Here is an 11,777-nt window from a genome sequence, read left to right on the forward strand (position 1 = left end):
TCCGCTACATTAACATTGTTGGATTAAAATCAATTGAGATTTGTAGCTCTTTTTGCATTTCTGCTTGATAATGTTCATTTACCATTTTGAGCACGTTCTTTAAGTTTGGTTCCCGTTTGTATTTTATCATGCATTGATAACGATATCTATCTTTTATCCTTGGAATCGCTGAAGCAACTGGTCCTAGCACCATTGTTTGCTGTGAGCAATGCGTTCGTAAATACGAGGCAATTTTTTCCGTCACTTGTACCGCTTTTAATAATTCAGGATGAGATACAGTTACGAGTACAACATAGTAATATGGGGGATATTGTCTTGTTCGTCTCATTTGCATTTCTTGGTCAAAAAACACATCATATTGTTGGTTCTTCGCTAACTCTATACTGTAATGTTCTGGCGTATACGTTTGAATCACAACTTCCCCTGGCAATTCATGTCTACCCGCTCGTCCACTTACTTGCGTCAATAGCTGATATGTCTTTTCACTCGCCCGAAAATCAGGTAAGTGAAGCATCGTATCTGCAGTTAACACCCCAACGAGCGTTACTTTCGGAAAATCTAATCCTTTAGCAATCATTTGTGTTCCGAGTAATATATCTGCTTTTTCTTCCCCGAACGCCTTTAATAATTTTTCATGCATTCCTTTTCGACTTGTCGTATCTACATCCATTCGAATGACTCGTGCCTCTGGAAATAGTTTTGTAATTTCTTCTTCTACCTTTTGTGTACCTGTACCAAAGAAACGAATGTATGTACTTTGACAAGCTGGACACTCAGTTGGCATATTCTCTTCGTAACTACAATAATGACATTTTAAACGATGATTCATTTTATGATATGTCAATGAAATATCACAATGCGGACATTGAACAACATACCCACAATCACGGCACATAACAAATGTAGAATGACCTCTTCTATTTAAAAAGAGTACCATTTGTTCTTTCTTTTCTAATCGATCTGCTATTTTTTCATGCAGCGCCTTAGAAAACATTGATCGATTCCCGTCACGAAGTTCTTCTCGCATGTCAACAATCTCTACCGTTGGTAAAGCTTGTTCATTCATACGTTTTTCCATTGTTAATAGTTCATAAACACCTTTTTTCGCCCTTGCAAACGATTCAAGTGTTGGTGTCGCACTACCAAGAACGATAGGACATTTATGATATTGTCCTCTCCAGACAGCTACATCTCTTGCATGATACCTCGGATTATCTTCTTGTTTGTAACTTGATTCATGCTCTTCATCAATAATAATAATCCCTAAATTTTCAAAAGGCGCAAAAACAGCTGAACGCGCACCAACTACAACTTTCACTTCTTTTCTTAAAATCTTACGCCACTCGTCATACTTTTCTCCAACAGACAACGCACTATGAAGAACTGCAACTTGCGAGCCAAATCTACCTTTAAAACGATCCACCATTTGGGGCGTTAGTGCAATTTCAGGAACAAGAACGATAGCTTCTTTTCCTTTCTTGAGCACTGCTGCTATAGATTGTAAATATACTTCTGTCTTTCCACTTCCTGTAACACCATATAGTAAAAATGGATTATAAGTTTCATTTGTAATTGATGATAAAATCGGTGTAATAACTTGTTTTTGTTCCTCCGTAAGTGGAAATGGTTTTGTTTGTTCAAAATCATCATCGTCATACGGATTTCGGTATACTTCCACATACTTTTCTGAAATGAATCCCTTTTTAACAAGTGCTTTTATTGGAGCATCTGTTATTTGTAACTCTTCTGTAATTACTTTCAACGGTGCACTTTTATAATTTTCCACAAAATAATAAAGTACATCTTGTTGTTTTTTACTTTTCAGTTCAAATGCCGCTAATTCCAATTTATCTTCTGGCAACTCCGGCTGAACCACTCTTTGCTTCTTCTTTTGTACTTTATCTTTCACTTGATAAACGACTTCAACCGTACCATTTTTAATTTCTTGTTGAATAGTTCGGTATAAATGTGGCTGTTGCTCGATTACTTCAAAATCAATTGCTTCTTTATCCTGAAATAAATATAGTATTTCAGGTGCTATTTCTTCCTGTTTACAAAGTTGTAGACGTTTTTTATACGTTGCTTTTATCGCAGTTGGAAGCATCACTTGAAAAGCTGAAATCATGTAGCATAACGTTTCACTTGTAAGCCAATATCCAAGCTTTAATAATTCATCATTTAAAACCGGTGTTACATCTAATATTTCATGGATTGTCTTTAACTTCTTACTTTCTACATCCACCGAATCTTTAATCCCAATAATAAAACCTTGCAATTTTCTTGGGCCAAACGGAACTACTACACGCATTCCTGTCTGTACAATATCTTCCCATTTTTTAGGGATAATGTAATCAAATGGTCGATCTGTCTGACGGGCAGGTACATCAACAATTACACTTGCAAATTTCATAAACGATCATCTTCTAACATCATTTCAATTTGCTTCAATATTTCACGAGCTACCTCTTTTTTCATTAAAATTGGCAACTCAATAACTTTTCCATCTTTTCTATACATTGTTACAATATTCGTATCCGTGCCAAATCCAGCTCCTTGCGCTTTTACATCATTCGCGACAATCATATCTGCATTTTTCTCACGTAGTTTTTTCGTTGCATATTCCTCTACATTTGTCGTTTCAGCAGCAAAACCGATAAGTAACTGTTTATCCTTTTTCTGACCTAACGTTTTTAAAATATCCACCGTTCTTTCAAGTTCAATGACAGCATCACCATTTTGCTTTTTCATTTTATTCTCATGAACATATTTCGGACGATAATCTGCAACTGCTGCTGTTTTAATGACAACGTCTACGTTTTGATAATGTTGAAGAACCGCTTCTAACATATCTTGTGCAGATTCCACTTGCACTGTCGTTACATGTAACGGTGGATTTAATGCTGTCGGTCCTGAAACGAGTATAACATCAGCGCCTAAATTCGCTGCCACTTCTGCAATCGCATACCCCATTTTTCCAGAAGAAAAATTTGTCATAAAACGAACTGGATCAACCTTTTCACGTGTTGGGCCAGCAGTTATTAATATTCTTTTTCCCTGCAATGGTTTGTGTTCTGAGAAAGCTTCCTCTAACCGTGCAATAATTGCTTCAGGTTCTTCTAGTCGTCCCTTCGCCACATATCCACATGCTAAAAAGCCTTCCCCAGGCTCAATAAATGTATATCCTAGCGTTTTCAATGTCATCATATTTTTTTGAACTATTTTATTTTCATACATATGCACATTCATAGCAGGCGCAATCCATACCGGAGCTGTAGTAGCTAACAAAGTAGTTGTAATCATATCATCTGCAATACCACCAGCTAACTTTCCAATACAATTGGCAGTAGCAGGTGCGACAAGTACAACATCCGCCCAATCTGCTAAATCAATATGAGCAATAACAGCTGAGTCTTTCTCATCAAATGTATCCGTATATACATCATGGCGAGAAAGCGCTTGGAATGTAAGAGGCGTAACAAACTTCATTGCCGACTCACTCATCATTACTTTTACAATCGCGCCAGATTGTGTCAATTTACTCGTTAACGCAGCTGCTTTAAAAACCGCAATGCCTCCTGTTACACATAGAAGTATCTTTTTCCCTTTTAGCATATGACTCGTCCTCTTTCTTTTTCAAACTTATAATACTGAAATAGAATTCTCAGCTCGTCAGTACCAATATTTCATTCCTTTCGTAAAAAAATAACAACCTACTTGTAAATAGGTTGTTACCGTTACATAGAAAATTATAAAGTCTATGTTTTATTTTGTCGAAGGCAAAGGCTTATTCAGCTACTTTATCTTCACTTGGTACGTAGCTTAATGCTTCTGCATCGATTTCTTCTAATGCTTTACCTACACATTTATGAGAAACAGGTTTTTCTACAACACAGTTATTAGCAAGTTGCATTTCACGCGCGCGTTTTGCAGCTACTGTTACTAATGTGTACTTAGAATCGATTTTTTGTAGTAATGAGTCAATTGATGGATTTAACATAATTATAGACCCTCCGTCATTTCTTTATAATATTTTGCTACCCTTTCGCGGCGGCAATGTTCGCCAACCACAATTGCTTTAATTCTATCACAAGCTAATTCAACTTGATCGTTTTCTACTACATAGTCGTAAGCGTCCATCATCTCGATTTCTTCTTTCGCTACAGTTAAACGATTTTCAATAACATCTTCAGTCTCTGTACCACGTCCGACAATACGGCTCTTTAGTTCAGATAAACTTGGAGGTGCTAAGAAAATAAATACACCTTCTGGGAAAGCTTTCTTAACTTGAATTGCTCCTTGCACTTCAATTTCTAAGAATACATCTTTTCCTTCTTGTAATGTTTTTTCAACATAGTCAATCGGTGTTCCGTAATAATTACCTACGAACTCAGCCCACTCAAGTAATTTTTCATTACGAATCATTTCCTCGAATTCTTCTCTTTCTTTAAAGAAATAATCCACACCATCTACTTCACCTTCACGCGGCTTACGTGTCGTTACTGAAATAGAGTACTGAAAACGTGTATCCTCATGGCTAAACAGCTCTTTACGAACCGTCCCTTTTCCAACCCCAGAAGGCCCTGAAAGAACGATGAGCAATCCTCTTCTACTTCTCATAAATATGTAAAACCTACCCTTCCTCACTTAAATCTTCTTTATTATTCAAACGATGTGCAATCGTCTCTGGTTGAATTGGACTTAATACAACATGCCCATCATCCATAACAATAACCGCCCTTGTTTTTCTCCCATACGTAGCATCAAGCAAAGCATTATGTTCGCGTGCTTCCTGTACTGTTCGTTTAATAGGAGCTGACTCCGGACTTACAATAGCAATAATTCGATGAGCAGATACAATATTTCCGTATCCAATATTTAAAAACCGCATGGCCATAGTTTGCGCCTCCTAGTAAGTCTATCCGATTTCTCCACCACGTATAACTTTATATATTTTTTGAAAGCTACTCAATATTTTGTACTTGTTCACGAATTTTTTCAAGGTTATTTTTCATTTCTACAACATATTTTGAAATTGTTAAGTCATTTGCCTTAGAACCAATCGTATTAATTTCTCTATGCATCTCTTGCACGATGAAATCCATTTTCCTTCCAACAGGCTCTTCAATCTGCAATGTTTCACGAAATTGCTCTAAATGACTTTGCAAACGAACTAACTCTTCATGAATATCACAACGCTCTGCAAAGATTGCGACTTCTGTTAGCAATCTTTGTTCATCTAGATCTTGATTATGTAATTCTTTTAAGCGATTTTCTAATCGTTCACGATATTTTTGTGTAACAATTGGTGCATGTGGAATAATTGCATTTACACAATTGCTAATCTCTTGTAAACGATACGCTATATCTTTATGTAATCGTTCTCCTTCGCCATCTCTCATCGTTTTCAACATATGAGCAGCTTGACGAACAGCCTCATATAAACTGTTCTCAAAATGTTCATTTACATTTTCTATTTCTTCAATTGCTGTTACTTCTGGCATTGCCATTAATTGCTGAAGTGTAATAGAATCTTGTAATTGAAATTTCCCTTTTATATCTTCCATCATCGATTGGTACTGCTCAAGAAGTGACCAATTCACACTTAATTTTCTTTCAACAAGTCCTTCACCCGCTATACTAATAGACACTTCAATGCGTCCACGTCGAACTTGCTGTGCAATTATTTTACGAATTTTGTCCTCAAATACCATCATTTGCTTAGGAAGTCGAATACTCATCTCTAAAAAACGGTGGTTCACCGATTTCATTTCTACTGTAATTTGAAAAGTATCACTTTCTACTTTCGATCTTCCAAACCCTGTCATACTAGAAATCATTTTTATCACATCCAAGCCATAAAATAACTCAATGAAAAAGGTAATAGAGACAAGGCTCTACTACCTTCTGTAAATTATATCACATTTTCATAACATTGACTATTTCAAGTTTAATCCCTTCTTATATAATATCGGCTTTTTCTTCTTAGCCTTTTTCCCTGTTAATAAAGAACCTACTAGTAAGAAAGTCGGAATTGATGACAAACCTCCAATTAATAACCAATCTCTTGCTTGTATCGGCATTGTGCTAAAGATTGGTTGTAACGGTGGATAATATATAACCACTAGCATGAGTAGTAACGAAATAATAACCGCCCCTACTAAATACACGTTCCCAAATGGATTACGGTGAAAGACAGAATGCTCACTACGACAATCAAATACATGAATAAGCTGAGCAAGTACCAACGTCGCGAACGCTACAGTTTGTGCATATTTCAGTTCATTTGGATGTTGGTTATACGCAATAATAAACGCCACTAACGTCACTGCTCCAATTAAAAACCCTCGACTTATTATTTTCCACGCAAGCCCTCTAGCGAATACCCCTTCTTTCGGGTGACGCGGTGTTCTCTTCATCACATCTCCTTCAGCCTTATCCAAACCTAATGCCATCGCTGGTAAACCATCAGTAACTAAGTTCACCCATAAAATTTGAATAGGAACCATCGGCAGTGGTAATGCAAGTAACATCGCAAATAACATAACTAAAATTTCTCCAACATTTGACGCCAATAAGTAGCGAATGAACTTACGTATGTTCTCATATATATTTCTTCCTTCTTTAATTGCCGATTTAATTGTAGCAAAATTATCGTCTAGTAAAACAAGTGAAGAGGCTTCTTTCGCAACATCTGTCCCTGTAATTCCCATCGCTATCCCAATATCCGCTGTTTTTATCGCTGGAGCATCGTTCACTCCATCACCTGTCATCGCTACTATATGTCCTTGATTTTGCAATGCCTTAACAATTTTCAATTTATGCTCAGGTGATACACGAGCGAATACATACGTATCTTCTACAACATTTTCTAATTCCTCCACATCCATATTCGCGAGTTCTACTCCTTCAACAACGCGTCCATCTGGTGGTAAAACTCCTAATTGTTCAGCAATCGCCATTGCTGTCACTTTATGATCACCTGTAATCATTACTGTTCGAATACCAGCTTCTTTACACTCTTTTACCGCCTGCGCCACTTCTGGCCTTGGCGGGTCAATCATACCTTGTATTCCAACCAACATAAAATCTTTTTCAACGTCTCTTTCATGTTCAATAGAATCCGTGACTTTTAAAGGTTTAAACGCAACTGCAATTGTTCGAAGCGCTTGACTACCTAAGCTATGAATAGCCGCCTGTACTTCTTTTCTATATAGCTCACTTAACGGCTGCTGCTTATCCCCCCATAAGATTGTTTGACTCAGTTGCAAAAGAACATCCGGTGCTCCTTTCGTAACAATAAACTTTTTCCCCTCTCGATCTCGTACAATAACACTCATCATTTTTCGAGTTGAATCAAAGGGGAATTCACGAATAATTTCAAATTTCCCTTTCAATGCCTCACGTGTTATCCCAGCTTTCATTGCTGCAGCTACAAGCGCTCCCTCTGTTGGATCTCCATCTAATACGTACGCCTTTTTCTTTTGAATAATATTTGCATTGTTACATAGTGAACCAAATGTAAGTAGCTGATAAAGTGATTTTGTCTTAGCTGGATTCACTTCTTTTTCACCTTTCATAAAAGAGCCATTAGGTTCATATCCTTGCCCTGTCACTTTCCACAATTCTCCGCCTGACCACATATGTGTTACCATCATTTTGTTTTGCGTCATTGTTCCCGTTTTATCAGAGCATATAACAGAAGCGCAGCCTAACGTTTCTACGGCCGGTAACTTCCTTACAATTGCTCTCTTTTTTATCATACGCTGTACACCAAGTGATAAAGCTACTGTAACAATTGCTGGCAATCCTTCTGGAATAGCCGCAACAGCTAGCGATACGCCAGCTAAAAACATATGATATACTTCATTCCCTTGATACACACCAGCCAATACAACGAGCGCTGTCAAAATAAGAGCTACAATAATTAATATTTTTCCGAGCTGTTCTAACCTTCTTTGCAGTGGCGTTTCCATTTGCTCTGCATTTTGCAACATATTTGCAATTTGCCCCATCGCTGTATTCATACCAGTTGCTACAACGACTCCTGTACCAGATCCTCGCGTAATCATTGTCCCCATAAAAGCCATATTTTTTTGATCCCCAATTGCAACATCTTGCCCTTGCAATGCTTCTACCTTCTTTTGTACAGGTACGGACTCCCCTGTCAAAGCAGACTCTTCAATATATAAACTTGATGCCTCAACAAGACGCACATCAGCCCCAATACGATCACCACTGGAAAACTTAATAATATCCCCTAAAACAAGTGCTTTAGATGGTGCTTTTACCCATTTTCCATTCCGCATTACAGTAACTTGCGGAGCGGCTAGTTCCTTTAAAGCTTCCAATGATTTTTCAGCTTTTCTTTCTTGAAAAAAGCCGAGAATACCATTGATAATAACAATGGCAACAATAGCAATAGAATCAATGTATTCACCTAAAAACGCAGAAACAATTGTTGCTCCAAACAAAACGAGTACCATGAAATCTTTAAACTGTGCTAAAAATACCATTAGTGCAGAAGGCCTTTTTGCTTCTTCTAATTCATTAGTACCAAATTTCTTTACTCGCCCTTCTGCTTCTTTCTCTGTAAGTCCAACCTTTACATTCGTATTCGTTCTTTCTTCCACTTCATGTGCTCGCATTCCATACCAGTTCATCCTGCTATCGACCTCCTGATTCCAGACATACTCTATTGAAAGCTTATTCAGCCTCGTCCAAAAAAATGCTATAATTAACATTTAGTTAGAAAGGAGTGTTCATTTATGGCATTCGATGGATTATTTACAAGAGCGATTACACATGAAATTGAAAATTCTCTTTACACAGGAAGAATTTCCAAAATATATCAACCTTCAAAATACGAGATTTTATTACATATTCGAGCGAATGGAAAGAACCAAAAACTAATTCTTTCATCTCATCCTACATATGCGCGTATGCACTTAACGAATCAAAACTACGATTCGCCAGCAATACCGCCGATGTTCTGTATGCTTCTTCGCAAACATTTAGAAGGTGGATTTATTGAAAAAATTGAACAAATCGACTTAGAACGCATTATTCAAATTACAGTTCGCAGTCGTAATGAAATCGGAGACGAATCATTAAAAACATTAGTAATTGAAATAATGGGACGACATAGTAACATTATCTTATTAGATACGAAAACAAACGTGATTTTAGATAGCTTAAAACACGTTTCATTAGCCGTAAACCGTCACCGAACTGTATATGCTGGTGCTGAGTACGTCGCGCCACCAGCCCAACATAAAATCAATCCTCTGCAAATTGAAACCGCAGATAATTTTATTAGACCGCTAGACTTTCTATCTGGAAATATGGATAAACAACTCGTCGGTGCTTTCATGGGAATATCCCCATTATTTGCAAAAGAAGTAGTAAAGAAAGCCGGTATGGTAAACGAGAAAGCATTATCAGAAGCATTTTTCTCTATACAAACACCATTACTATCTCATGCATATACACCTACAATGATTACTGCAAATGGAAAAGAATTCTTTTATCTTTTCCCTCTTACACACTTGCAAGGAGAAGAAAAAACATTCTCATCAGTAAGCGAATTGTTAGATCGTTTCTTCTTTGGCAAAGCAGAACGTGATCGTGTAAAACAACAAGCTCATGATTTAGAACGCTTTATGCAAAACGAAAAAAATAAAAACGAGAAAAAACTCATTAAACTCGAAAAAACACTGCAAGATGCTGGAAAAGCAGATAAATATCAACTATTTGGAGAGCTACTTACAGCCAATATGTACGCTTTAAAAAAGGGCGATAAAGATATTGAGGTCGTTAATTATTACGATGAGAATGGTGGAACTGTAAAAATTACATTAGATCCTTTAAAAACACCATCTGAAAATGCACAACGCTATTTCCAAAAGTATCAAAAAGCAAAAAATTCAGTTGTTGTTGTAGAAGAACAAATCGAAAAAACAAATGAAGAAATTCTTTATTTTGATAGCTTACTTCAACAAATGGAAGCTGCTTCTTCAAAAGATATTGAAGAAATTCGTGAGGAATTAGCTGAAGAAGGTTATGTGCGCAATCGTAAAACGAAAAACGCAAAGAAAAAGCCTACTAAACCAGTATTAGATAAATATGTAGCAAGTGATGGCACAGAGATTTTCGTTGGTAAAAACAATAAACAAAATGATTATTTAACAACGAAGTTTGCCCGCCGTGATGAAATTTGGTTACATACGAAAGACATACCTGGCTCTCACGTTGTCATTCGTTCTTTAGAACCTGCTGAAGAAACTTTACTAGAAGCTGCCAAAATTGCTGCCTATTACAGTAAAGCGAAAGAGTCTAGCTCTGTACCTGTTGATTTCACCAAAATACGCCATGTCAAAAAACCGAGTGGTGCAAAACTTGGTTTTGTTACGTACGACAATCAGCAAACCGTATATGTAACACCAGATGCTGATATTGTAATGAAATTAAAAGCGTAAATAAAAAATGCGTTGCTTATAAGCAACGCATTTTTTTATATTCGTTCACACTAATTCATATACCCATTTACTAATTCATAACACCTTGCTTTTGTCATCTTATATTTCTCTTCTGAGGCTTCGATACGCCTCATCGTTCCGTTATTTGTATCAGTACCAATTGCTTTAACTTTACTTTCTTTTTCTTTAACCCACGCAATTTGTTTCGTTTTTAACGACTGGAACGCATCAGCTGACATCGTACTTTTTAATGTACTGTAAATTTCATTTAGTTTATTATCCCACAGTTCATAATTTCCTTCTATTTCATTTACTATATCATTGGTTGACATAGCATTCGTATGTTTTTCTTGTTTATCTATAGCAGCTAATTCGCTTAAAACATTTGCTCTATCTATCTTTGAAGAAGATTCTTTTTGCGATTGTTTCTCGTCTTTTGAGCCTGTATACGCACTGGAATCCTTTCTCTGTACTTGTTCTGTTTCTTGAATATTTCTTTCTTTCGTTACTTTTTCATACCTATTTTCATCTACATTGTATGAAATAAGAGATGTTTTCGCATTTACAGTAATTAATCCGTTACTATCTTTGAATATATATTTCTTATCGCCACTATTTTCTTCACTTACAAATGACACATTCTTATCGTCTGGCATTTGTAAAATTCTATTTGCTTCTTCTTTTGTAAGTTTTAAATCTTCAGGAAAAACGAATGACCATTTATCCATTAACCATTCCCCTTCTTTATACACCAAATGAAATTCCCATTCTTGGGCCGCATGACCTATTTCATCTTCTAAACTTAATGTATGTACCGTTAAATTTTCTTTATCTTGTGAAGAAGAAAATCTTATTTCAGATTGAAAATAATTTGGGAATGGTAACATATCAGTCTCTCTCGATCTATTAAAGTTATTAAGCAATTCAGGAAGCTGATTCTCTACAAACTTTTTTGAAACTAATCCCTTAACTCCTTTTTTAACTGTCTCTAAATCCCCAGGATTATTTCGGCTCCATCCATTTTCTTTTTCCATCTCACTAAACGCGTTTGCTATTCCATCTACACTCTTTCTTACAATCTTTTTTGCTTCTTTTTCTGTCACTTCTGGCGCTTCATCAAGCTGGTCAATCATTTTATTCACTTGAACTTTGTTTTCACTTGTTTCACACCCCGTTATAACAAGCATACTAGCGGCCAAACAAAATGACATTACTTTACTTAATTTCTTCATACATTCACATTCCTTAACCCAATTTTTTCGTTACATCTCTTTACCTACAAAAAAACGTAACAATCCCTTA

At 36.4% G+C, this 11,777-nt stretch carries 9 protein-coding genes; 1 reads left to right on the forward strand and 8 read right to left on the reverse strand.

From position 1 onward, the window contains the following. Positions 1-4: 4 nt before the first annotated feature. The 7 genes from priA to ACQGSG_RS00540 all read right to left on the reverse strand — a co-directional run bounded on the left by priA (position 5) and on the right by ACQGSG_RS00540 (position 8,660). Positions 5-2,410: a primosomal protein N' gene (gene priA / locus ACQGSG_RS00510; RefSeq protein WP_000666715.1), complete on the reverse strand. Its 2,406-nt coding sequence runs from the start codon at positions 2,408-2,410 to the stop codon at positions 5-7. Then, the gene (gene coaBC / locus ACQGSG_RS00515) at positions 2,407-3,612 is read right to left on the reverse strand and encodes a bifunctional phosphopantothenoylcysteine decarboxylase/phosphopantothenate--cysteine ligase CoaBC (RefSeq protein WP_000911749.1); all 1,206 of its coding nucleotides are present in this window, start codon (positions 3,610-3,612) and stop codon (positions 2,407-2,409) included. The genes priA and coaBC overlap by 4 nt, the downstream gene beginning before the upstream one ends. Before the next feature lie 172 nt (positions 3,613-3,784). Beyond that, positions 3,785-3,997, reverse strand: coding sequence for a DNA-directed RNA polymerase subunit omega (rpoZ, locus tag ACQGSG_RS00520; protein WP_000933960.1), 213 nt, complete (start codon positions 3,995-3,997; stop codon positions 3,785-3,787). 2 nt (positions 3,998-3,999) lie between these two features. Beyond that, positions 4,000-4,617, reverse strand: coding sequence for a guanylate kinase (gene gmk, locus ACQGSG_RS00525; RefSeq protein WP_001257741.1), 618 nt, complete (start codon positions 4,615-4,617; stop codon positions 4,000-4,002). 13 nt (positions 4,618-4,630) lie between these two features. After that, positions 4,631-4,894, reverse strand: a complete 264-nt coding sequence (gene remA / locus ACQGSG_RS00530; RefSeq protein ID WP_001251456.1) for an extracellular matrix/biofilm regulator RemA — start codon at positions 4,892-4,894, stop codon at positions 4,631-4,633. A 67-nt stretch (positions 4,895-4,961) separates the two neighbouring features. Further along, a complete protein-coding gene (locus tag ACQGSG_RS00535; RefSeq protein ID WP_000625869.1) occupies positions 4,962-5,837 on the reverse strand; it encodes a YicC/YloC family endoribonuclease in 876 nt (291 codons plus the stop codon). Positions 5,838-5,936: 99 nt separating this feature from the next. Continuing rightward, complete coding sequence (locus ACQGSG_RS00540; protein WP_001104775.1) at positions 5,937-8,660, reverse strand: calcium-translocating P-type ATPase, SERCA-type; 2,724 nt, start codon at positions 8,658-8,660, stop codon at positions 5,937-5,939. A gap of 105 nt (positions 8,661-8,765) precedes the next feature. Between ACQGSG_RS00540 and ACQGSG_RS00545 the strand changes: the two genes are divergently transcribed. After that, positions 8,766-10,475, forward strand: a complete 1,710-nt coding sequence (locus tag ACQGSG_RS00545; protein ID WP_087967401.1) for an Rqc2 family fibronectin-binding protein — start codon at positions 8,766-8,768, stop codon at positions 10,473-10,475. Between the two features lie 50 nt (positions 10,476-10,525). Here the strand turns inward: ACQGSG_RS00545 and ACQGSG_RS00550 are convergent, their stop codons facing one another. Beyond that, the gene (locus ACQGSG_RS00550) at positions 10,526-11,707 is read right to left on the reverse strand and encodes a lysozyme inhibitor LprI family protein (RefSeq protein ID WP_000736527.1); all 1,182 of its coding nucleotides are present in this window, start codon (positions 11,705-11,707) and stop codon (positions 10,526-10,528) included. Positions 11,708-11,777: the final 70 nt, after the last annotated feature.

This window comes from Bacillus sp. GMa5/1, assembly GCF_050172015.1.
GTDB lineage: Bacteria > Bacillota > Bacilli > Bacillales > Bacillaceae_G > Bacillus_A > Bacillus_A cereus.